Origin of the sequence: Streptomyces sp. A5-4, from assembly GCF_051131715.1 — a bacterium.
Taxonomy (GTDB): domain Bacteria; phylum Actinomycetota; class Actinomycetes; order Streptomycetales; family Streptomycetaceae; genus Streptomyces.
This window is the reverse complement of sequence record NZ_CP178591.1, coordinates 1,584,532-1,608,596: the sequence shown is the minus strand read 5'-3', so window position 1 is coordinate 1,608,596 and position 24,065 is coordinate 1,584,532. Positions and strand designations below refer to the sequence as shown.

At 69.6% G+C, this 24,065-nt stretch carries 20 protein-coding genes; 16 read left to right on the top strand and 4 right to left on the bottom strand.

Annotated features, from left to right (window positions below; translation table 11 throughout):
• Positions 1-94 precede the first annotated feature (94 nt).
• Positions 95-1,093: a TerC family protein gene (locus ACLLJJ_RS07440; RefSeq protein ID WP_434588476.1), complete on the top strand. Its 999-nt coding sequence runs from the start codon at positions 95-97 to the stop codon at positions 1,091-1,093.
• Between the two features lie 76 nt (positions 1,094-1,169).
• Here the strand turns inward: ACLLJJ_RS07440 and ACLLJJ_RS07435 are convergent, their stop codons facing one another.
• Together ACLLJJ_RS07435 and ACLLJJ_RS07430 are read right to left on the bottom strand one after the other, a co-directional pair.
• A complete protein-coding gene (locus ACLLJJ_RS07435; protein WP_434588475.1) occupies positions 1,170-1,826 on the bottom strand; it encodes an MBL fold metallo-hydrolase in 657 nt (218 codons plus the stop codon).
• 9 nt (positions 1,827-1,835) lie between these two features.
• On the bottom strand, positions 1,836-2,522 hold the full coding sequence (locus ACLLJJ_RS07430; RefSeq protein ID WP_434588474.1) for a maleylpyruvate isomerase family mycothiol-dependent enzyme: 687 nt from the start codon (positions 2,520-2,522) through the stop codon (positions 1,836-1,838).
• A gap of 200 nt (positions 2,523-2,722) precedes the next feature.
• Between ACLLJJ_RS07430 and uvrA the strand changes: the two genes are divergently transcribed.
• Complete coding sequence (uvrA, locus tag ACLLJJ_RS07425) at positions 2,723-5,740, top strand: excinuclease ABC subunit UvrA (protein ID WP_434588473.1); 3,018 nt, start codon at positions 2,723-2,725, stop codon at positions 5,738-5,740.
• Positions 5,741-5,920: 180 nt separating this feature from the next.
• On the opposite strand, the gene ACLLJJ_RS07420 is transcribed toward uvrA, so the two are convergent.
• Positions 5,921-6,829, bottom strand: a complete 909-nt coding sequence (locus ACLLJJ_RS07420) for a carbohydrate kinase family protein (protein ID WP_434588472.1) — start codon at positions 6,827-6,829, stop codon at positions 5,921-5,923.
• Positions 6,830-6,972: 143 nt separating this feature from the next.
• Here ACLLJJ_RS07420 and ACLLJJ_RS07415 point away from each other — a divergent pair, with 143 nt between their 5' ends.
• Together ACLLJJ_RS07415 and ACLLJJ_RS07410 are read left to right on the top strand one after the other, a co-directional pair.
• Positions 6,973-7,410, top strand: coding sequence for a Rieske (2Fe-2S) protein (locus ACLLJJ_RS07415; protein ID WP_434588471.1), 438 nt, complete (start codon positions 6,973-6,975; stop codon positions 7,408-7,410).
• Between the two features lie 339 nt (positions 7,411-7,749).
• Positions 7,750-8,259: a hypothetical protein gene (locus ACLLJJ_RS07410; protein ID WP_434588470.1), complete on the top strand. Its 510-nt coding sequence runs from the start codon at positions 7,750-7,752 to the stop codon at positions 8,257-8,259.
• A gap of 242 nt (positions 8,260-8,501) precedes the next feature.
• Here ACLLJJ_RS07410 and ACLLJJ_RS07405 read toward each other — a convergent pair whose 3' ends face one another.
• On the bottom strand, positions 8,502-9,452 hold the full coding sequence (locus ACLLJJ_RS07405; RefSeq protein WP_434588469.1) for a hypothetical protein: 951 nt from the start codon (positions 9,450-9,452) through the stop codon (positions 8,502-8,504).
• Between the two features lie 225 nt (positions 9,453-9,677).
• On the opposite strand from ACLLJJ_RS07405, the gene ACLLJJ_RS07400 reads away from it, so the two are divergent.
• The 12 genes from ACLLJJ_RS07400 (at position 9,678) to ACLLJJ_RS07345 (ending at position 24,037) form a co-directional block, all read left to right on the top strand.
• Positions 9,678-10,274 carry a papain-like cysteine protease family protein gene (locus tag ACLLJJ_RS07400; RefSeq protein ID WP_434588468.1) on the top strand — a complete coding sequence of 199 codons (597 nt, stop codon included), beginning with the start codon at positions 9,678-9,680 and terminating at the stop codon, positions 10,272-10,274.
• A gap of 5 nt (positions 10,275-10,279) precedes the next feature.
• Positions 10,280-11,173 carry a hypothetical protein gene (locus tag ACLLJJ_RS07395; protein WP_434600330.1) on the top strand — a complete coding sequence of 298 codons (894 nt, stop codon included), beginning with the start codon at positions 10,280-10,282 and terminating at the stop codon, positions 11,171-11,173.
• Between the two features lie 198 nt (positions 11,174-11,371).
• On the top strand, positions 11,372-13,492 hold the full coding sequence (gene uvrC / locus ACLLJJ_RS07390; RefSeq protein WP_434588467.1) for an excinuclease ABC subunit UvrC: 2,121 nt from the start codon (positions 11,372-11,374) through the stop codon (positions 13,490-13,492).
• A 14-nt stretch (positions 13,493-13,506) separates the two neighbouring features.
• Positions 13,507-14,442: an RNase adapter RapZ gene (rapZ, locus tag ACLLJJ_RS07385; RefSeq protein ID WP_434588466.1), complete on the top strand. Its 936-nt coding sequence runs from the start codon at positions 13,507-13,509 to the stop codon at positions 14,440-14,442.
• A gap of 257 nt (positions 14,443-14,699) precedes the next feature.
• A complete protein-coding gene (locus tag ACLLJJ_RS07380) occupies positions 14,700-15,731 on the top strand; it encodes a gluconeogenesis factor YvcK family protein (RefSeq protein ID WP_434600329.1) in 1,032 nt (343 codons plus the stop codon).
• Positions 15,722-16,711, top strand: coding sequence for a DNA-binding protein WhiA (gene whiA, locus ACLLJJ_RS07375; RefSeq protein WP_283516637.1), 990 nt, complete (start codon positions 15,722-15,724; stop codon positions 16,709-16,711). The genes ACLLJJ_RS07380 and whiA overlap by 10 nt, the downstream gene beginning before the upstream one ends.
• 165 nt (positions 16,712-16,876) lie before the next feature.
• A complete protein-coding gene (locus ACLLJJ_RS07370) occupies positions 16,877-19,843 on the top strand; it encodes a M14 family zinc carboxypeptidase (protein ID WP_434588465.1) in 2,967 nt (988 codons plus the stop codon).
• 197 nt (positions 19,844-20,040) lie between these two features.
• Positions 20,041-21,045, top strand: a complete 1,005-nt coding sequence (gap, locus tag ACLLJJ_RS07365) for a type I glyceraldehyde-3-phosphate dehydrogenase (RefSeq protein WP_434588463.1) — start codon at positions 20,041-20,043, stop codon at positions 21,043-21,045.
• 107 nt (positions 21,046-21,152) lie between these two features.
• Positions 21,153-22,364 (top strand): phosphoglycerate kinase, encoded by a 1,212-nt coding sequence (locus tag ACLLJJ_RS07360; protein ID WP_434588462.1) that lies wholly within the window; start codon positions 21,153-21,155, stop codon positions 22,362-22,364.
• 6 nt (positions 22,365-22,370) lie between these two features.
• Positions 22,371-23,150 (top strand): triose-phosphate isomerase, encoded by a 780-nt coding sequence (tpiA, locus tag ACLLJJ_RS07355; RefSeq protein ID WP_434588461.1) that lies wholly within the window; start codon positions 22,371-22,373, stop codon positions 23,148-23,150.
• Between the two features lie 142 nt (positions 23,151-23,292).
• Entirely contained in the window at positions 23,293-23,523 is a 231-nt protein-coding gene (gene secG / locus ACLLJJ_RS07350) for a preprotein translocase subunit SecG (protein ID WP_283516792.1), read from the top strand.
• Between the two features lie 178 nt (positions 23,524-23,701).
• Positions 23,702-24,037: an RNA polymerase-binding protein RbpA gene (locus ACLLJJ_RS07345; protein WP_073790820.1), complete on the top strand. Its 336-nt coding sequence runs from the start codon at positions 23,702-23,704 to the stop codon at positions 24,035-24,037.
• The last annotated feature ends 28 nt before the right edge of the window (positions 24,038-24,065 follow it).

Sequence of the window (24,065 nt, the reverse complement as noted above, 5' to 3'; positions counted from 1 at the left end):
GTCGGCCCGTAGCGCGAGAACAGCGCTCGGGTGGAAGAGACCTCCGGCAGCGACGACGCTGATTGAGTTGCCGTAGCTATCTGCCGGAGGCGCAGTGGACGTTTCATTGAACATGTGGATCCTGACCATTCTCGGTCTGGCCGCCCTGATCGCTGTCGACTTCCTCATCGGGCGCAAGCCCCATGACGTGTCGATCAAGGAAGCCGGGATCTGGACGGTCGTCTGGATCGTCCTGGCCGTCCTCTTCGGCCTCGGCCTGCTGGTGTTCGGCACCGCCCAGGCGTCCGGAGAGTTCTTCGCCGGCTTCATCACCGAGAAATCGCTCAGCGTGGACAACCTGTTTGTCTTCGTCCTGATCATGGCGAAGTTCTCGGTGCCGTCCCACCTCCAGCAGCGTGTGCTGCTCATCGGTGTGCTGATCGCCCTGGTGCTGCGTGCGATCTTCATCGCGGCCGGCGCGGCGGTCATCGCCAACTTCTCGTGGATCTTCTACATCTTCGGCGCGTTCCTGATCTACACCGCCTGGAAGCTCATCCAGGAGGCGCGCTCCGGGGACGAGGAGGACGAGTTCGAGGAGAACCGTCTCCTCAAGTCCATCGAGACCCGCTTCGGCGTGGCCGACAGCTACCACGGCACCAAGCTCTTCATTCAGAAGAACGGCAAGCGCATCATGACGCCGCTGATGGTCGTCATGCTGGCCATCGGCACCACCGATGTGCTGTTCGCGCTGGACTCGATCCCCGCGATCTTCGGCCTCACCCAGGACCCGTACATCGTCTTCACCGCCAACGCCTTCGCCCTGATGGGCCTGCGCCAGCTGTACTTCCTCATCGGTGGCCTGCTCAAGAAGCTGGTCCACCTGAGCTACGGCCTGTCGGTCATCCTGGGCTTCATCGGCGTCAAGCTGGTGCTGCACGCGCTGCACGAGAACGGGGTGACCGTCCCCGTGATCTCGATCCCCTTCTCGCTGGTTGTCATCTGCGGCGTGCTGATCATCACCACGATCACCAGCCTGATCGCCAACAAGAAGACCGAGCAGCGCGAAGCGGCCGAGGCCGCCGCGGCGGGCGACAAGGAGAGCGTCGAGTCCTGACGATCCGACCCGCATGCATGACTGGGGCCCGTACGCGTGGTGCGTACGGGCCCCAGTCATGCATGCGGGTTGTGGTCTACCAGCCGCGTCTGCGCCACTCCGGCAGCTGCGGGCGCTCGGCGCCGAGCGTGGTGTCGTCGCCGTGGCCCGGGTAGACCCAGGTCTCGTCCGGCAGGCTGCCGAAGAGCTTCTGCTCCACGTCGTCGAGCAGGCTGGTGAAGGCCGCCGCGTCCTGCCGGGTATTGCCCACGCCGCCCGGGAAGAGACAGTCCCCGGTGAAGGCGTGCGGATGCCCGTGCGGGTCGTCGTACACGAGGGCGATGCTGCCGGGGGTATGGCCGACCAGCCGGTGCGCGGTGAGCTCGACGCGGCCGACCCGGATCGTGTCACCGTCCTCGACCGGGACGTCGGTCGCAACGGGGATCCCCTCCGCGTCGTACCGGCCGGCGTACGTACGCGCCCCGGTCGCCGCGACGACCTCGGCCAGCGCCTGCCAGTGGTCGCCGTGCTGGTGGGTGGTGACGACGGACGCGATGCCGTCGTCACCGACCAGCTGGAGCAGGATGTCCGGCTCGGCCGCCGCGTCGATCAGCAACTGCTCGCCGGTGGCACGGCAGCGCAGCAGGTAGGAGTTGTTGTTCATCGCGCCGACCGCGACCTTCGAGATCATCAGGTCCGCGAGCTCGTGCACGTCCGCAGGACCGCCGACCCTGACCGTTCCGCTGTACGTCATACGCTCAGCCTATAGCGGGGGCAGGGTGGGCAGCAGGGCCCCCGAGGTGTCGAGCGAGGCACCGTCGCGGCGGCCCGCGAGCCAGCCCAGGAGGTCGGGAGCCGCGCCCGTGACGGGCACCGGATCACCCTGGGTGCGTCCCGTGTGCCACTGCCGTCCGTCGGTCGCGGTCAGCAGGACCGCGGGCACGTCCGGGTGGCCGGCGAAACGCGCCGCCAGGAAGGCGATCTCGCGCCCGGTGAAGTCCTCCGGCAGATCCTCCAGCTCGTAGCCGACGCCCAGGTCGACGTGGTGCAGCTCGATCTCGATCAGCCGGCGGAAGGGGATGCGGGACGCGTCGTCGGTCACGCCGTTGCGCAGGGCGACCGTGCGGGTCCAGTCGGCGGGGGCGGCGCCCGCTTCCTGGAACAGGGCCGCGCTGTCGCGCACGTCCTGGAGCTGCACGGGCAGGGGGCGGGGGGCGTCGCGCTCGATGTCGGCGTCGCGGGTCTCGGCGCTCGCGTACATGGGGCGGCCGGCCAGCACATTGATCAGGGCGTCCGCGTTGCGGGCCACGTGGGCCAGTACGTGGCCGCGTGACCAACCGGGAAGCCGTGACGGTTGCGTCACTCCGGCGTTGTCCAGCTTGCCGGCCGCGGTAAGGAGCCGGTCGGTCGCTTCGCGTACAGAAGCCAGGTCGCGCACATGATCGTTCATGGCGCCGACGATAGCTCCGCCACTCGATCGGGTGAAGCTGTTTGACGACGGCCGTAATTCGAATGCACGTGCTATAAGCTCGGCAGAGCCATCAGGCATCCTTGAAGTGGTCGCTCCTTAAGACATCGCTGTGGCGACCCCCATAGTCTGGGATTGGGGGGCTCAGCCCCCTGCTTCTCTCAAGAAAGGTGCGGACCGGCGTGGCCGACCGTCTCATCGTCCGTGGCGCGCGCGAGCACAATCTCAAGAATGTCTCGCTCGACCTCCCCCGTGACTCCCTCATCGTGTTCACCGGGCTCTCCGGGTCGGGCAAGTCCTCCCTCGCGTTCGACACGATCTTCGCCGAGGGGCAGCGCCGCTACGTCGAGTCGCTCTCCTCCTACGCCCGGCAGTTCCTGGGCCAGATGGACAAGCCCGATGTGGACTTCATCGAGGGTCTGTCGCCCGCGGTCTCCATCGACCAGAAGTCGACCTCGCGCAACCCGCGCTCGACGGTCGGCACCATCACCGAGGTCTACGACTACCTCCGGCTGCTCTTCGCCCGTATCGGCAAGCCGCACTGCCCCGAGTGCGGCCGTCCCATCACGCGCCAGTCGCCGCAGGCCATCGTCGACAAGGTGCTGGAGCTGCCCGAGGGCAGCCGCTTCCAGGTGCTCTCCCCGCTGGTGCGCGAGCGCAAGGGGGAGTTCGTCGACCTCTTCGCCGACCTCCAGACCAAGGGGTACAGCCGGGCGCGCGTGGACGGCGAGACGATCCAGCTCTCCGAGCCGCCCACGCTCAAGAAGCAGGAGAAGCACACCATCGAGGTGGTCATCGACCGCCTGACCGTGAAGGACAGCGCCAAGCGCAGGCTCACCGACTCGGTGGAGACCGCGCTGGGACTGGCCGGCGGCATGGTCATCCTCGACTTCGTCGACCTCCCGGAGGACGACCCCGAGCGTGAGCGGATGTACTCCGAGCACCTCTACTGCACGTACGACGACTTGTCCTTCGAAGAGCTGGAGCCCCGCTCCTTCTCCTTCAACTCGCCCTTCGGCGCCTGCCCCGACTGCACCGGCATCGGCACACGCATGGAGGTCGACCCGGAGCTGATCGTCCCTGACGAGGACAAGTCCCTCGACGGGGGTGCGATCAACCCCTGGTCGCACGGACACACCAAGGACTACTTCGCGCGGCTCGTCGGGGCACTCGCCGACGCGCTCGGCTTCCGTACGGACATTCCCTGGGCGGGGCTGCCGCAGCGCGCCAAGAAGGCTCTGCTGCACGGCCACAAGACCCAGATCGAGGTCCGCTACCGGAACAGGTACGGGCGCGAGCGGGCGTACACCACCGCCTTCGAGGGCGCGGTGCCGTTCGTCAAGCGGCGGCACTCGGAGGCCGAGAGCGACAGCAGCCGGGAGCGCTTCGAGGGCTACATGCGCGAGGTGCACTGCCCGACCTGCAACGGCACACGACTGAAGCCGCTCGTTCTCGCGGTCACCGTCATGGAGAAGTCCATCGCCGCGGTCGCCGCGATGTCGATCAGCGAGTGCGCGGACTTCCTCGGTCGGCTGAAGCTGAACGCCCGCGACAAGAAGATCGCCGAGCGAGTGCTCAAGGAGGTCAACGAGCGGCTGAAGTTCCTGGTCGACGTGGGCCTGGACTACCTCTCGCTGAACCGCGCCGCGGGCACACTGTCCGGTGGCGAGGCGCAGCGCATCCGGCTCGCCACCCAGATCGGCTCCGGTCTGGTCGGCGTGCTGTACGTCCTGGACGAGCCGTCCATCGGCCTGCACCAGCGCGACAACCATCGGCTCATCGAGACTCTGGTGCGCCTGCGGGACATGGGCAACACCCTGATCGTCGTCGAGCACGACGAGGACACCATCAAGGTGGCCGACTGGGTGGTCGACATCGGCCCCGGGGCGGGCGAGCACGGCGGCAAGGTCGTGCACAGCGGCTCCCTCAAGGAGCTCCTCGACAACGAGGAGTCCATCACCGGGCAGTACCTGTCGGGCAAGCGGTCCATCGCGACGCCGGACATCCGCCGCCCGGTGGACCCCACACGGCAGCTCACCGTCCACGGCGCCCGCGAGAACAACCTGCACGACATCGACGTGTCCTTCCCGCTCGGTGTACTGACGGCGGTCACGGGTGTCTCGGGCTCGGGCAAGTCGACGCTGGTCAACGACATCCTCTACACGCATCTGGCGCGCGAGCTGAACGGCGCCCGCACGGTGCCCGGCCGCCACACGCGCGTGGAGGGCGACGACCTCGTCGACAAGGTGGTCCACGTCGACCAGTCGCCCATCGGCCGCACCCCCCGGTCGAACCCGGCGACGTACACCGGCGTCTTCGACCATGTCCGCAAGCTGTTCGCCGAGACGATGGAGGCGAAGGTCCGCGGTTATCTGCCGGGCCGGTTCTCCTTCAATGTCAAGGGCGGCCGCTGCGAGAACTGCTCGGGCGACGGCACGATCAAGATCGAGATGAACTTCCTGCCGGACGTGTACGTCCCGTGCGAGGTCTGCCACGGGGCGCGCTACAACCGGGAGACCCTGGAGGTCCACTTCAAGGGCAAGTCCATCGCCGAGGTGCTGGACATGCCGATCGAGGAGGGCCTGGACTTCTTCGCGGCCGTCCCGACGATCTCCCGTCACCTCAGGACGCTCAACGAGGTCGGCCTCGGGTACGTCCGGCTGGGACAGTCGGCGCCCACGCTGTCGGGCGGCGAGGCGCAGCGGGTCAAACTGGCGTCCGAGCTTCAGAAGCGCTCCAGCGGTCGCACCGTGTACGTGCTGGACGAGCCGACCACCGGTCTGCACTTCGAGGACATCAGCAAGCTCATCAAGGTGCTGTCCGGCCTGGTCGACAAGGGCAATACGGTGATCGTCATCGAGCACAACCTCGATGTCATCAAGACGGCCGACTGGGTCATCGACATGGGCCCGGAGGGTGGCAACGGCGGCGGACTGGTCATCGCCGAGGGCACACCGGAGCAGGTCGCGTCCGTACCGGCCAGTCACACGGGCAAGTTCCTGCGGGACACCCTGGGTGACCGGGTCAGTGACGCGGCTCCGGCGAAGCGGAAGGCGCCCGTGCGGAAGGCCGCGGCCAAGAAGGCGGTGGCGGCGAAGGCTCCCGCGAAGAGGGCGGCGGCCACGGTGAAGACGGCCACGAAGACGGCTGCGGTGAAGACGGCCACTGCCAAGAAGGCGGGCCGCACGCCCAAGGCGTGACGGTGGGGTAGGGGCAGTGCGGCAGGTGTGGTTTGCCTGCGGCACTGCCCCTACCCTGTCCGTGCCTACCTTTCCCGAGCTGAGGTCCCGCTCCGGGCCCCCGTTCCTTGAACGCCGCCAGCCCTCGAACGCCCCCGGCCCTCGAAGGCCGGACGGCCGGATCCCGGGGTCTTCCGAGCGTCAGGCCGGCAGTTCCCTCGCGTACGGCGGCTGCGCTCCCGGGCGCGAGCAGGTGATGGCGGCTGCTGCCGCCGCGAAGCGCAGAGTGCCGGCCCAGTCGTCCTCGCCCAGCGCCGCGAGTGCCCGCCCCGACAGTGCGTCGTGTGTCGGGAGCCGGTGCAGCAGCGCCGCGTTCACCGTGTCGCCCGCGCCGATCGTGTCGGCGACCTCGCCGCGTACCGCCGGGACGTCGATCACGGCGCCGCTCCGTGTCCGCACCGTCAGGCCGTCGGCGCCCCGCGTCAGCACCACAGCCGCCGGACCCGCCGACAGCCACTCCTCCACCGACCCGCCAAGCCACTCGGCGTCGTCCCGCGACAGCTTCAGCAGGGTGACGTACGGCAGCCAGCTCCGGAAGCGGGCCCGGTAGACGTCCGGGTCCGGGATCAGGCCGGCCCTGATGTTCGGGTCCAGCAGGGTGAACACCCCGCGCCCCGCCTCCCTCCGCAGCAATGCCTCGTACGCGCTCGCACCCGGCTCCAGCACCAGCGAGCAGGTGCCGAACGCCAATGCCCGTACGCCCGAAGGAAGATCGGGCGGCAGCTCGAAGAGGCGGTCTGCGCTGCCCTGGGCGTAGAAGCCGTACCCGGCCGACCCGCCCTCGTCCAGGGTCGCGAGTGCCAAGGTCGTCGGCTCGGGTCCGCGCTGGACGAGTGAGATGTCCACCCCGGCCGTCCGCAGCCCGTCGACGAGAGCCTCGCCGAAGCCGTCCGTCGAGACCCTGGAGCAGAAACCGGTGCGCGCGCCCAGCCGGCCGAGCGCGACGGCGGTGTTGTACGGTCCGCCGCCCAGCCTCGGCAACAGCGGTGCGAGCGCACCCGGCTCCTGCGGCACCAGGTCGATCAGGGACTCTCCGGCGACGATGATCACGCGGCAGAACGTAACCCATCACTGTTCGGTACGACGACAGGTGTGAGGCGCGTGCGTGGCCCGCGCATGGCCCGCTGACGAGGCTCCCGATCTCCGTCGGTATCGTCGGGTCTGTCACCGATGCTCAGACCAGTGGAGACCGCATGCCCGGCCAGCCCGCCCCCCGTCGCACCGTGCTGATGGGCGTCGCTCTCGCCGGCGCGGCCGGACTGGGCGTGGCGGCCTGCTCCACCGAATCGAAGCTCGGGCACGCCGAGCCGCTGCCGACCGCTCCCGTGGACCTCGGAGCGCCGGGCGAGGTCCCCGTCGGTGGTGCCAAGCTCTACCGCGAGGCGCGCATCCTCGTGAGCTGCCCGGCCGAGGGCGATTTCAAGGCGTTCAGCGGCCAGTGCACGCACGCCGGCTGCGCACTGGAGAAGATCGAGAAGGACGTGGGGATCTGTCCCTGCCACGGCAGCCGTTTCGATGTGACCACCGGCAAGGTGCTCAAGGGCCCGGCGACCGTGCCGCTGTCCGTGATCCCGGTCAAGGTCGAGGGCGGCAAGCTGATCGCGGGTCCGGCGGCCGGGCGGGCGTCGTAGGCAGGGCCCTCCCTGGAGGGCCAACCTGCCGTGCTCGTCCGGTATGTCCGGCACGCGCGTTCCCCAGGCCGGAGGCTCGCCCAGTGCTGTGAGCTCGTGCGCGGGCCCGGCCCGCACTCTCCACCCTGCGCCGGGGGCTCGCGCAGCGCTCCAGCCGTGGTGCACGGTCGACCGCCGTGCGCGTACCCGTCCGGAAGCTGAAGGAGTGACAGCGCACGACCAGGTGGGTGCCCCGTTGTGTGTGGTCGTTGCCCGGAGGGGGCCTGCCGCGTTGAAGTGGGCTCGATTGTGCCCGTCGCCTCCGTGGGGACGGGCATCCCCTCATCCTGTGGAGGTCCCATGCCCCGCTTCCGTGTCCGCCGACTGTCCGCCGCCGTGGTCACCGTTGCCACGACGCTGGCTGCCACCGGTGCGTTCGCTCTCACCGCCCAGGCGGCGCCGGCAGCCGTGGACGAGAGCAAGGACAAGGTCACGACGCTCAACTGGGTGGCGCACACGCACTCGGACACCAAGCCGCACTCGGTGCGCGCGGGTTCCGACTGGACTGTCTACTCGCACCTGTTCGAGAACAAGAAGGGCGACGCGGGCAAGAAGATCGGTGACGCCACGGCTCAGTGCAGTGCTGTCGACGTGACCCCGCACGGTTACGTCGCGCAGTGCCAACGCGTTCTGCGTACGGACCGGGGCAGCATCACCCTGAGCGACACCATCGACTACTTCGGCCACGGCCCGCACGGTGGCGCGTCGGCGGTCACCGGCGGCACCGGTACGTACGAGGCCGCCGAGGGGCAGGCCAAGATCACCGCCCACCGCGGCCACGCCGAGCTGCGCATCAGCCTCGACGACTGAGGGCAAGCCGACCGACTGCTTCGCGACCGGCCCCGCTGCCGTACGTCGGCCGGCCGCTCCGCGACCGTGCGGCTTCCGGTTGGCGTTCGGCCGACCGGAAGCCGCCCCGCCCGAGAGCCCGATGACTCGCACGTCCCCTTCGCCGGCGGCGGGGCGGCTCCGGTCCGACCGGGTGGTGTCACGGGCGCCGCGTCCGAACCGGAACGAAGGCCCGCTCGACCTCACGGGCAGCTGGGCAGCCGTCACTCCCAGTCCCAGTCGATCCCGAGGATTCCGGCGCGTACCCCCTGTTCCACCAGGTGCACCGTCCCGTGCCGTCCGCTGAGGGTCAGGTCCTTGCGGGCCGCGTGCGCCGCGCCCGCCGATGACTTCGCGAAGCGGTGGCACCGCACCGGCAGCGCCTGCTCGTCGAAGCGCACCTGGAGGACGTACTGGCCACCGGTGAAGCTGAAGCCGCGGACGTACTCGCTGCTGGGGCCCCCGGTGCCGTCCTCGAAGGCGTAACCGAAGAAGTACGTGTCACCGGCCCGCAGCCGCGCGTCGAAGAGCAACTCGGCGACCACCACCCCCGCTTCCCGGTCCCACCGCACGCGCCCCGTCCGGCAGTTCTCCCGCGCCTGCACCACGACCCGACCGGGGTCGCAGCCCGGGTCCCCGTGGTGGATGGCCAGGTAGCGGTCGATGCCGTCGCGGTGCGCCCGTACGACATGCTGCGAGTCGCGGCCCAGCAGCCGGCGATCCGCCCCGATGCGTACACGCTCGTGATGGCCGACGGTGTGCAGCCCGCCGTCGGTGGGGAACTCCAGCTCGGCGAGCAGCTGCTCCAGGGCGTCGAAGGGCTCGACGAGGGCGCGGTACGAGCGCGTGGCGGGGCGCTCGACAGTGCCGTGCACGCCCCCCACGTCGAGCAGCCGGATCAGTGAACCCCGGGGGAGTCGCAGCACTTCCTCCAGAGCACTCACGGCGCGCAGCGACTCGGCGCGCTGAGGGCGGCGCGCGCCCTGCTGCCAGTAACTCAGGCTCGTCACACCGACCTTGATCCCGCGGCTCGCCAGATGGTGGCGGACCCGCTGCAGGGGCAGTCCGCGCGCCGCGAGTGCGGCCCGCAGCGCCAGGTGGAAGGGGCCGGTGTGCAGCATCTGCGACAGGTCGGCCGCCAGGGCGTCCGCCCCCTGCTCCAGGGTCCGCGGCATCGGGTACCTCCAGTGAACGTTCACTACCGGGCCGGCGCGGCGGTGCGCCGGTGGGGGGCCGGAGCCAGGTGGGCGAGGCGGGGGTGTTCACATCACAGGCCACACCGTTCACAGCGCCGTACCCCCGCATTGAAGCGTGTTGACCTGCACCCGACAACAGCTGATGCTCCTCAACAGCGTCCGGACGCGCTCCTCCAACCCACCCCCCGCCTTGGGAGGAACGCGATGCGCAACCGAAAGAGACGGCTCTCCTTCGCAGCCGTCTTCACCGCATTCATGCTCGCCCTGCCGACCGCAGCGGCCACCGCCACGGCCGCCCCCAACGACGACTCCTCGGCGCTCGCCACCAAGCGCCTGAACATCACCATGCAGGCGCAACAGAAGACCAACTGGTGCTGGGCGGCCGGCGGCAACACCATCGCCACCTGGTTCGGCAAGAACTACAGCCAGAACCAGTTCTGCAACGCCGCCTTCGGCCGCTCGCAGAGCAGCGAGTGCCCGAACAACCAGGCCACCCTCGGCAATGTCCAGGACGGGCTCGACTGGGCGGGCATCAACCCCGGCTCGTACGTCACCGGCTATCTGCGCTACCCGACCGTGCAGAGCGAGGTCGACGCGAACCGTCCCGTCGAGACCCGCATCCAGTGGTCGAGCGGCGGAGGCCACATGCATGTCATCTACGGCTACGACACCGCCAACAGCTGGGTGTACTGGGGCGACCCCTGGGCCAGCAGCGACCGCTACAACTGGGCCTCGCACAGCTGGTACGTGAACAACAACTCCTTCTCCTGGACCCACTCGCTCTATCGGATAGGGGCGTGAGGACGATGACCGGACACATCAGAGTGGCCGCGCGCAGCGCCGCCGTCCTCACCGCCGCCGTCACGGCAGCCCTCATCGGCCTGGCACCGCAGGCCGTCGCCGCCGACGGGAAGCCGGGGGCGCCCGCCGCCCCCTCCGCCGAGAACCGGGCCGCCGCGCACCTGGCCGCCGCCGCACCCGCGACCCTCGACACCCTCGCCCGCTTCTTCGCCCGCGAGGGCGCCGTCACCAGGGCAGCCGCCGAGCCCCGCATCGAGGGCGCCGCGGTACCCGTCTACACGCTCGCCCCCGAGTTCGTCGCGGGACGCGAGGGAGCCCCGGTCGCACACCTGGAGTACCTCGCCAGCAAGGCCGTCTCGTCGGACGGGCAGAAGGCGTCCCTGTGGAGCGTGCCGCAGGGGGGCTCGTGGCAGGTGGTGAACATCGCCACCGGCGACGACGAGACGCGTTACGCCTCCGAGGGCGCCCGCAGGCTCCCCGGCGGCACCGTCTTCCGCGAACCGCAGATCGACGCCTGGTACGTACAGCGCCACGCGCGCGTGCTGCCCCTCGACGAGGACGCGGTGAAGGCTGTGGGTGCCCGCGGCGTCACGCTCGCCGCCTACCAGGACCGGGTCGAGAAGGCGTACGCGGACAAGCTGCCCGGCTCGGCGTACGCGAAGAAGGGCAGGGCGGGCGGCTACGCGGCAGGGGCGAATCCGCAGCCTCGGCCGGAGTCACAGTCACAACCGCAGGCGCAGCCGCGACCGCAGTCGCTCGCGGAGGACGCCGTACCCACGGCGTCCTCCGGTGAGTCCTCGCCCGCCGCCCCGTCGGCCGCCCTCGCCACAGGGCTCGCGGCCCTCGCCCTCGGCGCCACGGTGCTCGGGCTGCGGCGCCGGACGCGCTCCGGCGGCTGAACGGCCCCGGCCGTCGGCCGGTGGAGCCGATGCCCGGCCCCGGGCCGGTCGGTGGATCCGGCACGGGCCACAGGTCCGGCGACAGGCCGGGCAGCAGGGCCGGCGCCGGATCGGGCGGTGGGGGCGGGAGGCGTCGACTCCTCCCGCCCCCGGCCGGAGGCGGCCACACTGTCACTGGCCGCAAGTAGGCTGTCCGACATGGCCGACCCCTCCAGCTACCGCCCCAAGCCGGGACAGATCCCCGACTCGCCGGGGGTCTACAAATTCCGTGACGAGCACCGCCGGGTGATCTACGTCGGGAAGGCGAAGAGCCTGCGCCCGCGCCTCTCCTCGTACTTCCAGGACCTGGCGAATCTCCACCCGCGCACGCGCACGATGGTCACCACGGCTGCCTCCGTCGAGTGGACCGTCGTCTCCACCGAGGTCGAGGCGCTCCAGCTGGAGTACTCCTGGATCAAGGAGTACGACCCCCGGTTCAACGTCAAGTACCGCGACGACAAGAGCTATCCGTCGCTCGCCGTGACCCTGGGCGAGGAGTTTCCCAGGGTCCAGGTCATGCGCGGCCCCAAGAAGAAGGGTGTGCGCTACTTCGGTCCGTACGGGCACGCGTGGGCCATCCGCGAGACCGTCGACCTGATGCTGCGCGTCTTTCCCGTACGCACCTGCTCGGCCGGAGTCTTCAAGAACGCCGCGAGGACCGGCCGCCCCTGCCTCCTCGGGTACATCGGCAAGTGCTCCGCACCCTGTGTGGGCCGCGTCACCCCCGAGGAACACCGCGAACTCGCCGACGAGTTCTGCGACTTCATGGCCGGCCGCACCGGCGCCTACCTGCGCCGTCTCGAAGAGCAGATGCACGAGGCCGCCGAGGAGATGGAGTACGAGAAGGCGGGCCGCCTGCGCGACGACATAGAGGCCCTGCGCCGCGCGCTGGAGAAGAACGCGGTGGTGTTCAACGATGCCACCGACGCCGACCTGATCGCCGTCGCCGAGGACGAGCTCGAAGCGGCGGTCCAGATCTTCCACGTGCGCGGCGGCCGGGTCCGTGGCCAGCGCGGCTGGGTCACCGACAAGGTCGAGGCCGTCGACACGGCGGGCCTCGTCGAGCACGCCCTGCAGCAGCTGTACGGCGAGGAGAAGGGCGACGCCGTCCCCAAGGAGGTCCTTGTCCCCGCCCTCCCGGAGGACGCCCCCGCCGTCTCGCAGTGGCTCGCCGAGCGCCGCGGGTCCAATGTGTCGCTGCGTATCCCGCAGCGCGGCGACAAGAAGGACCTGATGGCGACGGTCCGGCGCAACGCGCAGCAGACCCTCGTCCTGCACAAGACCAAGCGGGCCTCCGACCTGACGACCCGCTCCCGCGCCCTGGAGGAGATCGCGGAAGCGCTCGGTCTGGACTCCGCGCCGCTGCGCATCGAGTGCTTCGACATCTCCCACCTCCAGGGCGACGACGTGGTGGCCTCCATGGTCGTCTTCGAGGACGGCCTGCCCCGCAAGAGCGAGTACCGCCGCTTCCAGATCAAGACCTTCGAGGGACAGGACGACGTCCGCTCCATGCACGAGGTGCTCACCCGGCGCTTCAGGCGTTATCTCCAGGAGAAGGAGAGAACGGGGGAGTGGACGCAGGCCGAGGGCGGGACCGGGGTGCCCCTCGACGCGGCGGCCGAGATGTCCCACGAAGTGGCGGCGGACGCGGAGGACGACGGCAGGCCCAAGCGTTTCGCCTATCCGCCCCAGCTCGTCGTCGTCGACGGCGGACAGCCGCAGGTGGCCGCCGCCCGGCGTGCTCTCGACGAGCTCGGCATCGACGACGTCGCGATCTGTGGTCTCGCCAAGCGCCTCGAAGAGGTCTGGCTGCCCGGTGAGGACGATCCGGTGGTGCTGCCCCGCAGCAGCGAGGGCCTCTACCTCCTTCAGCGGGTGCGTGACACGGCCCACGATTTCGCCATCCGCTACCAGCGGACCAAGCGGGCCAAGCGCTTCAAGGCCGGGCCGCTGGACGCGGTCCCCGGCCTGGGCGACACGCGCAAGCAGGCGCTGATCAAGCACTTCGGTTCGGTCAAGAAGCTGCGGTCCGCGACAATCGAGCAGATCTGTGAGGTCCCGGGGGTAGGCCGCAAGACGGCCGAGACCGTCGCCGTGGTTCTCGCGCAGGCGGCACCGGCCGCGCCTGCCGTGAATATGGCGACAGGAGAGATCATTGAAGACGACGAGGGCGTTGCGCAGACCGCACCCGCGGCCTCCCCGCCCGAGCGGGAACAGCAGGAACGCCCACCGGGACAGGGACAGCAGGAATGCCCACCGGAGCGGGAACAGCAGGAATGAACGGGGGCAGCGAAATGACTGAGAACGACGGAGACGGAGCACAGGTGAGCACGGGCACACCGCGGGAGACCGTGGAAGCAGCCGATACACCCATCCCCGAGCTGGTGATCATCTCGGGCATGTCCGGGGCGGGCCGCAGCACCGCGGCGAAGTGCCTGGAGGACCTCGGCTGGTTCGTCGTCGACAATCTGCCGCCCGCCCTGATCCCCACCATGGTGGAGCTCGGAGCCCGCTCGCAGGGCAATGTGGCCCGTATCGCCGTGGTCGTCGACGTCCGTGGTCGGCGCTTCTTCGACAACCTCAGGGAGTCCCTCGCCGACCTGGACTCCAAGCAGGTCACCCGGCGAGTGGTCTTCCTGGAGTCCTCCGACGACGCGCTGGTACGCCGCTTCGAGTCGGTACGCCGACCGCACCCGCTGCAGGGTGACGGCCGGATCACCGACGGCATCGAGGCCGAGCGCGACCTGCTGCGCGAGCTGCGCGGCGACGCCGACCTGGTGATCGACACCTCCAGCCTCAACGTCCATGAGCTGCGCGCGAAGATGGACGCCCAGTTCGCGGGCGACGACGAGCCGCACCTGCGTGCCACGGTCATGTCGTTCGGATACAAGTACGGCCTGCCGGTCGACGCCGACCTCGTCGTCGACTGCCGCTTCCTGCCCAACCCGCACTGGGTCCCCGAGCTGCGCCCCTTCACCGGGCTCAACGAAGAGGTCTCGGCGTACGTCTTCAACCAGCCGGGCGCCAAGGAGTTCCTCGACCAGTACACCGAGCTGCTCCAGCTGATCGCCGCGGGCTACCGCCGCGAGGGCAAGCGCTATGTGACCATCGCGGTCGGCTGTACGGGCGGCAAGCACCGCAGCGTCGCCATGTCGGAGAAGCTGGCCGCGCGCCTCTCCTCCGAAGGGGTCGAGACCGTCCTCGTACACCGGGACATGGGGCGCGAGTGAGGCTGCACCGGGCGGGCAGACGGGATGCCGGGACACCCGGACCGGCTGTGGCCGTGCCTCGGGAGCCCGACCGCACGGTGCCCGCCCAGGCGCAGGCCCGGACCGAGCTCCCGACCCCGGCCCGGCAGGCCGACGCAAGGCCCCGGAGCCGCCCCGGGGCCCGGCACCAGGACAGCACGCCCGCCACCGCCAAGGCGGGCGCCGCGTCCCCCAGCCCGCCCCCGGACACCCCGGCGCCGTCCGTCCGCAACCTCCGGCTGCGCCGGCTGCGGCGGCACACCCCCGAGCACGGCGAATCCGCCGCGCGCAGCAGCCGCAAACGCGGCGCCCACCCCAAGGTCGTCGCCCTCGGCGGCGGCATGGGGCTGTCCGCCTCGCTCACCGCGCTGCGCCGGATCACCGGTGACCTGACCGCCGTGGTCACCGTCGCCGACGACGGCGGCTCCAGCGGGCGGCTGCGCGACGAGCTCGGCGTCCTGCCCCCCGGCGACCTCCGCAAGGCGCTCGCCGCGCTGTGCGGCGACGACGACTGGGGCCAGACCTGGTCGCGCGTCATCCAGCACCGCTTCTCCAGCCGGGGCGACCTGCACGACCACGCCGTCGGTAATCTGCTGATCGTCGCCCTCTGGGAGCAGCTCGGCGACCACGTCCAGGCCCTGGACCTGGTCGGCAAGCTGCTCGGAGCCCACGGCCGGGTGCTGCCCATGTCCGCCGTGCCGCTGGAGCTCCAGGCGCTCGTACGCGGCCACGACCCGCTGCGCCCCGACGCCGTCGACACGGTCCGCGGTCAGGCGACGGTGGCACTGACCCCCGGCGAGGTGCAGTCCGTCCACCTGGTGCCGCACGACCCGCCCGCCGTCCCCGAGGCCGTCGCCGCCGTCCTCGACGCGGACTGGGTGGTGCTCGGCCCCGGCTCCTGGTTCTCCTCCGTGATTCCGCATCTTCTGGTGCCCGAACTGCTCGACGCGCTGGTCGAGACGAAGGCCCGCCGCGTCCTTTCGTTGAACCTCGCGCCGCAACCCGGAGAAACCGATGGCTTCTCCCCGCAGCGTCATTTGGAGGTTTTGGGACGACACGCCCCTAAACTCGCCTTGGACGTGGTGCTGGCCGACGAGGCTGCCGTGCCCGACCGCGATTCCCTGGCCGATGCCGCAAAACGGTTCGGCGCCGCGGTCGAGCTGGCTCCGGTCGCCGCGCCCGACGGCTCCCCGAAGCACGACCCGGAGCTGTTGGCCGCCGCGTACGACCGTATTTTTCGGATGCATGGAAGGATCGGCCCATGGCGATGACGGCAGCGGTGAAGGACGAAATTTCCCGGCTTCCCGTCACCCGGACCTGCTGCAGGAAGGCAGAGGTCTCGGCGATTCTTCGGTTCGCGGGCGGCCTGCACCTGGTGAGCGGCCGCATCGTGATCGAGGCGGAGCTGGACGTGAGTTTCGCGGCCCGCAGAATCAAAAAGGACATTCTTGAGATTTTCGGACACCAATCCGAGTTGGTGGTGATGGCCCCGAGCGGCCTGCGCCGCGGTTCGCGTTACCTCGTTCGGGTGGTTGCCGGCGGCGACCAGCTGGCCCGTCAGACCGGCCTGGTGGACGGCCGCGGTCGTCCCATCCGCGGACTGCCCCCGCAGGTCGTCTCCGGCGCCACGTGCGACGCCGAGGCGGCCTGGCGGGGTGCGTTCCTGGCGCACGGTTCGCTCACCGAGCCGGGCCGCTCGTCCTCGCTGGAGGTGACCTGCCCGGGACCGGAGGCCGCCCTCGCCCTGGTGGGCGCCGCACGCAGGCTCTCCATCGGAGCCAAGGCGCGCGAGGTGCGCGGTGTGGACCGCGTCGTCGTGCGTGACGGGGACGCGATCGGCGCCCTGCTCACCCGGCTCGGCGCGCACGACTCGGTGCTGGCCTGGGAGGAGCGGCGGATGCGCCGCGAGGTCCGGGCCACGGCCAACCGGCTCGCCAACTTCGACGACGCCAACCTGCGCCGTTCCGCACGGGCCGCGGTCGCCGCGGGTGCCCGGGTGGGGCGCGCGCTGGAGATCCTCGGCGAGGAGGTGCCCGAGCACCTCGCCGCCGCGGGCCGGCTTCGCATGGACCACAAGCAGGCCTCCCTGGAGGAGCTGGGCGCGCTGGCCGATCCCGTCCTGACGAAGGACGCGGTCGCGGGCCGGATCCGCCGGCTGCTGGCGATGGCCGACAAGCGGGCCCAGGACCTGGGCATTCCCGGTACGGAGTCCACGCTCACCGAGGAGATGGCGGACGGCCTCGTCGGCTGAGGCCGGGCCGCCGCCCGCGCAATGCACAACCCGTCGCTGCCGGTGCCCCCTTGGGGGCGCCGGCAGCGTCATGTACTGCTGTCCTGCGCCCTATTGACATGACCGTGAACTGTCATGAGCCTGGCGTCTGTCCACTTACGTGGCAGACAACAGCAAGGGGGGCACATGAGACGCAGAGCGAGATCGATCCTCGCAGCGGGCGCATTGCTGATAGGCGGCATGGCGGCGGCACCCGTCGCGCAGGCCGACGGGGCGGGCGCCGCGAAGGCGAGCGCCGCGGACGCGGGCGCCGACGCGGTGAAGGTGTTCAACGCCGATGTCACCAAGGAGCAGATACCCCTGGTCCTCGCGGCCGGCCAGGACGCCCATGAACTGGGTGAACGGGTGCCGGACAAGGGCACCACGAAGGTCGAGCTCTTTCTGACCGACGCCCAGGCGCGCGACCTGGGGAAAAAGGGCGTCAAGGTCACGGAGCGCAAGATCTCGGCCAGGAATGAGGCGCGGCTGCAGGCGGCGGGCGACGGGGTCTACCGCCCGTACAGCGGCGCGGGCAATCTGCAGGAAGAGATCGTGAAGACCGGGCAGGCGAACCCGGGCATCACCAAGGTCGTCTCCATCGGCAAGACCCTCAAGGGCCAGGACATCCTCGCGCTCAAGCTGTCCAAGGGCGCGAAGAAGACCAAGGACGGCGCGAAGCCCTCCGTGCTCTACATGTCCAACCAGCACGCCCGTGAGTGGATCACCCCGGAGATGACCCGCCGGCTGATGCACCACTACGTGGACAGCTATGGCAAGGACCGGCGGATCACGAAGATCGTGGATTCCACCGAGGTGTGGTTCGTGCTCTCGGCCAACCCGGACGGCTACGACTTCACCCACCAGGCCGGCGGCGAGCGCCTGTGGCGCAAGAACCTCCGTGACATCAACGGCGATGGCGCCATCACCACCGGCGACGGCGTCGACCTGAACCGGAACTTCTCCTACAAGTGGGGCTACGACAACGAGGGTTCCTCGCCGCGCACCGCGAGCGAGACCTACCGCGGCACGGGTCCTGCCTCCGAGCCCGAGACCCAGGCCATCGACCGCTTCCAGAAGCGCATCGGCTTCGAGTACGGCATCAACTACCACTCCGCCGCCGAACTGCTCCTCTACGGCGTGGGCTGGCAGGTCGCCACCCCGACCCCCGACGACGTCCTTTACCGGGCACTCGCCGGCACCCCGGAGAACTCCGCGGTCCCCGGCTACTACCCGCAGGTCTCCTCCGAGCTCTACACCACCAACGGTGAGGCCGACGGACACGCGGCCAACATCAACGGGACGATGATGTTCACCCCGGAGATGACGACCTGCCAGGCGGCGTCGGAGATCGACCCGAACGACCAGTGGCGTCCCGAGGACTGCCAGTCCGGCTTCAACTTCCCGGACGACGAGACACTGATTCAGGCGGAGTTCGCCAAGAACATCCCCTTCGCGCTCTCCGTCGCGGAGACGGCCTCCCACCCCGACCAGCCCTCCTCCTCGGTCGGCATGACAGCGCCCGACTTCACCGTCGACGCCTTCAGCACCTCCTTTGCCCGCTGGGACGACCAGGAAGTGGCCGTCACCGCCCGCAAGTCCGTACGCGACAAGGAACTCAAGTACCGCGTCAACGGCGGCCGTACGCACGACCAGGCGCTCAAGCCCTGGAAGGGCGGCGAGACGTACGGCGGCGACGACAACCTCTACTTCGACGAGTACCGGGCGAAGGTCCAGGACGGCGACATCGGCGACAAGGTCGAGGTCTGGTTCACCGGACGGACCAAGGCGGGCAAGCCCACCTCCAGCGAGCGCTTCACCTACACACTGGCCGCGCGGCCCAAGGCCGGGACGCTGGTGATCGCCGAAGAGGGCGCAGCCGCCAAGGAGACCCAGAAGTACGTCGACGCGCTCAAGGCCAACGGCCGCAGCGCCGCCGTCTGGGACGTCGGCACACGGGGCGCACCGCACGCGCTGGGCGTCCTCAGCCACTTCTCCACCGCGGTCCACTACACCGGCGCCCAGGCCCCGGGCGGACCCACCCAGCTGGCGGTCCGCGCCTTCCTCAACGAGGGCGGCAAGCTGATCGAGGCCGGTGAGCTGGCGGGCGGCAACGCCCAGGTCGGGCGAGCCGCGACCGACGACTTCAGCCAGTACTACCTCGGTGCGTACGGACGCACTTCCACGCCCGGCGCCACCGGCTTCGCCGGAGCGGGCGGCCTGGCCGGATTCACCGGACCGCTGGCGGGCACCGCGACCAATCCGCTGAACGCGGCCGGTGCGTACACCGTCACCTCCGACTCCCTGCCCGCCGCGGAGTTCCCGCAGTTCGAGAGCGCGCAGGCAGGCAAGTACACCGGGGTCACCAACCCGTACGCCCCCTACGAGGGCCAGTGGATGGCCGCCGCCACGCACGAGGACGGCGACTGGCGCAGGCTGGCCCGCACCGTCGACCTCACCGGCGTCGCCGCGGCCGACAAGCCCGAGCTGAAGTTCGCCCTGAACTGGAACACCGAGGAGGGCTACGACCACGCCGTCCTGGAGGCCCACACTGCCGGCGCCGAGGACTGGACCACGCTCCCGGAGGTCGGCGGCGCCTCCTCGTCCGCCGTTCCGGCGGAGTGCGAGGCCGGCTTCTTCATCAACGGCCACCCCTTCCTGCGCCACTACCTGACCCTGGAAGCGGGCGGCTGCACGGCCACCGGCACCAGTGGCGCCTGGAACAGCTTCACCGGCGCGTCCAGCGGCTGGAAGCAGGTCTCCTTCGACCTCAGCGCCTACGCGGGCAAGAAGGTCGAGCTGTCGCTGGGCTACATCACCGACCCCGGCAGCGGTGGCCGTGGCGTCTACGCGGACAACGCCAAGCTGGTCGTGGCCGGCGCGGAGAAGGAGTCCGAGGGCTTCGAGACCTCACTCGGCGCCTGGACGGTCCCCGGTGGCCCCGAGGGAAGTCCGGTTGTCGAGGGCGACTGGGCCCGCTCGCAGGCGCTCTTCCAGTCCTACGGCGCGGTCACAACGCGTGACACCGTGCTGCTGGGCTTCGGCCTGGAGCACGTGCCGGCCGCCGCGGACCGCGCGGCACTGCTCGGAAAGGCGCTGCGTTCGCTGCGGGACTGACTCTGAGTGACGGGGACGAAAGTCCATCCGCGGGCGGCGGTCCGTACTCCTACTGGGGAGTACGGACCGCCGCCCGGCGCCTGGGCCCACTCGATGTCACCCCGGCCCCCACGGAGAGGTAGGGTCGGAACCGGTCGGGGACATCCCATACATCTCGCCGGCGTCGAAACCCGGCGTACCAACGAGGAGATCGGTTCGTGACGATCCGCGTAGGCATCAACGGCTTCGGCCGCATCGGGCGCAACTACTTCCGGGCGCTGCTGGAGCAGGGTGCGGACATTGAGATCGTGGCTGTCAACGACCTGGGTGACACTGCGACAACTGCACACCTTCTGAAGTACGACACCATCATGGGCCGCCTCAAGGCCGAGGTGTCGCACACGGCGACCACCATCACCGTCGACGGACGCACCATCAAGGTGCTGTCCGAGCGCAATCCGGCGGACATTCCGTGGGGCGAGCTCGGCGTCGACGTCGTGATCGAGTCGACGGGCATCTTCACCAAGAAGGCGGATGCTGAGAAGCACATCGCCGGTGGCGCCAAGAAGGTCCTCATCTCGGCTCCGGCCAAGGACGAGGACATCACCATCGTGATGGGCGTCAACCAGGACAAGTACGACGCGGCCAACCACCACGTCATCTCCAACGCCTCCTGCACCACCAACTGTGTGGCGCCGATGGCCAAGGTTCTCGACGAGAACTTCGGCATCGTCAAGGGCCTGATGACGACGGTGCACGCGTACACCAACGACCAGCGCATCCTGGACTTCCCGCACTCCGACCTTCGTCGGGCGCGCGCTGCCGCGGAGAACATCATTCCGACCACCACGGGTGCCGCCAAGGCCACCGCGCTGGTCCTCCCGCAGCTCAAGGGCAAGCTGGACGGCATCGCCATGCGCGTCCCGGTCCCGACCGGTTCGGTCACCGACCTGGTCATCACGCTGGAGCGCGAGGTCACCCGCGACGAGGTCAACGCCGCGTTCCAGAAGGCCTCCGAGGGCAGCCTCAAGGGCCAGCTGGTCTACACCGAGGACCCGATCGTGTCCTCGGACATCGTCGGCGACCCGGCCTCCTGCACCTTCGACTCTCTGCTGACCATGGCCGAGGGCAACCAGGTGAAGATCATTGGCTGGTACGACAACGAGTGGGGCTACTCCAACCGTCTCGTCGACCTCACGGTCTTCGTCGGCAACCAGCTCTGATCCGTACGGCAGGCACCTCGATGTGAGTACAGGGCCCGGGCAGCGCAACGCGGCGCTGCCCGGGCCCTGTCACGTGTTTTGTCTCCCAGGGAGTCCAGGAACAACAGATGAAGACCATCGACGAACTTCTCGCCGAAGGGGTCGCGGGCAAGCGGGTATTCGTCCGCGCCGACCTCAATGTGCCGCTCGACGGCACGACCATCACCGACGACGGCCGCATCCGGGCGGTCCAGCCGACCATCGAGAAGCTGGCCGCCGCGGGCGCCAAGGTTGTCGTCGCCTCGCACTTGGGCCGTCCCAAGGGCGCCCCGGACCCGGCCTTCTCGCTGGCGCCCGTCGCCGCACGCCTCGGTGAACTTCTCGCCACCGACGTCGCGTTCGCGACCGACACGGTCGGCGAGTCCGCCACCGCGGTGGTCGCGGGCCTGGCCGACGGCCAGGTCGCCGTCATCGAGAACCTCCGCTTCAACGCGGGCGAGACCTCGAAGGACGACGCCGAGCGCGGCACGTTCGCCGACCGGCTCGCCGAGCTCGCCGACGTGTACGTGGGCGACGGATTCGGCGCCGTGCACCGCAAGCACGCCTCCGTCTTCGACCTCCCGGCCCGCCTCCCGCACGTCGCGGGCGGCCTCATCGCCACCGAGGTCGGTGTGCTGAAGAGGCTCACCGATGACGTCGAGCGCCCGTACGTCGTGGTCCTCGGCGGTGCCAAGGTCTCCGACAAGCTCGGCGTGATCGACCACCTGCTCGACCGCGCCGACCGGATCCTCATCGGCGGCGGCATGGCGTACACCTTCCTCAAGGCCCAGGGCCACGAGGTCGGCAGCTCGCTTCTGCAGGAGGACCAGGTCCCGAAGGTCCAGGAGTACCTGGAGCGCGCGAAGGCCAAGGGCGTGGAGTTCGTGCTCCCCGTCGACGTACTGGTCGCGCCCGCGTTCCCGGACCTCAAGACCAAGGCTCCGGCCCACCCGGCGACGGTCGCGGCGGATGCCATGCCGGCCGGTCAGATGGGCCTGGACATCGGTCCTGGGTCCTGCAAGCTGTACGCATCGAAGCTCGCCGACGCGGCCACCGTCTTCTGGAACGGCCCGATGGGCGTCTTCGAGCACCCCGACTACGCCGAGGGCACCAAAGCGGTCGCCCAGGCCCTCATCGACAGCCCCGCGTTCACGGTGGTCGGCGGTGGCGACTCCGCCGCGGCGGTCCGCATTCTGGGCTTCGACGAGAACGCATTCGGCCACATCTCGACCGGTGGCGGCGCAAGCCTCGAATACCTCGAGGGCAAGACGCTTCCCGGCCTCGCCGCACTGGAGGACTGACCCCATATGAGCAGCACCCGCACCCCGCTGATGGCGGGCAACTGGAAGATGAACCTCAACCACCTCGAGGCCATCGCCCACGTCCAGAAGCTGTCGTTCGCGCTGGCCGACAAGGACTTCGACGCCGTGGAGGTCGCGGTCCTGCCGCCCTTCACCGACCTGCGGTCCGTGCAGACCCTGGTCGACGGCGACAAGCTCAAGATCAAGTACGGCGCCCAGGACATCTCGGCGCACGACTCCGGTGCCTACACCGGTGAGATCTCGGGCCTCATGCTCGCCAAGTTCAAGTGTGCGTACGTCACGGTCGGGCACTCCGAGCGCCGTCAGTACCACGCCGAGTCCGACGAGATCTGCAACGCCAAGGTGAAGGCCGCGTACAAGCACGACCTGACGCCCATCCTGTGCATCGGTGAGGGCCTGGACGTCCGCAAGGCCGGCAATCAGGTCGGGTACACCCTTGCCCAGCTCGACGGCGGACTGAAGGACATCCCGGCCGAGCAGGCCGAGTCCATCGTGATCGCGTACGAGCCGGTGTGGGCGATCGGCACCGGCGAGGTCGCCACCCCCGAGGACGCTCAGGAGGTCTGCGGGGCGATCCGCGGCCGTCTCGCCGAGCTGTACTCGCAGGAGCTGGCCGACAAGGTCCGCATCCAGTACGGCGGCTCCGTCAAGTCCGGGAACGTCGCGGCGATCATGGCGCAGCCGGATGTGGACGGTGCCCTGGTGGGCGGCGCGGCACTGGATGTCGACGAGTTCGTCAAGATCGTTCGGTTCCGTGACCAGTAGGGCGACCAGTGAGTAGGCCTTAGGGCCGATCCGTCGTAGTCTTGCGGGGGCCGGGGGCTGTACAGACAGCCGTCCGGCCCCCGTCGTCGTATGTGAGTCCCGTCCGTTTGCGAAGTCCGAGGAAGTTGGTCCAGCCGTGGTTATGGGGTTCTCGATCGCCCTGATCGTCTTCAGCCTGCTGATGATGATGCTGGTTCTGATGCACAAGGGGAAAGGCGGCGGCCTCTCCGACATGTTCGGTGGTGGCATGCAGTCGTCCGTCGGAGGGTCCTCGGTCGCCGAGCGCAACCTCGACCGGATCACGGTGGTCATCGGTCTGTTGTGGTTCGCGTGCATTGTCGTTCTTGCATTGCTGATGAAGCTGGACAGCTGACCCGTCCTCCGATATGGAGGCGAGGTGCGGCCTATCATGGGTCCAGCGTCTCCACGTGTCCTGGAGTGCGGATGTAACTCCAGTAGCGGGATGCGCGTTGGGCCTTCGGTAGACCGGGGCGCAACAGCCGAGCTGTTTGACGACGCTTCGCAGCACCATCACGCAGGGAGTTACGACCGTGGCAAGTGGCAACGCGATCCGGGGAAGCCGGGTCGGAGCGGGGCCGATGGGTGAGGCAGAGCGCGGCGAGTCCGCGCCCCGTCTCCGCATCTCCTTCTGGTGCTCGAACGGGCACGAGACGCAGCCGAGCTTCGCCAGTGACGCGCAGGTTCCGGACAACTGGGACTGCCCGCGCTGCGGATTCCCGGCGGGCCAGGACCGCGACAATCCGCCGGCCCCACCACGCACCGAGCCGTACAAAACGCATCTCGCGTACGTACGGGAGCGGCGCAGCGACGCGGACGGCGAGGCGATCCTCGCCGAGGCGCTCGCGAAACTACGCGGCGAAATCTAGGAATTGTGGTCCGGCCGGGCGCCCCAGG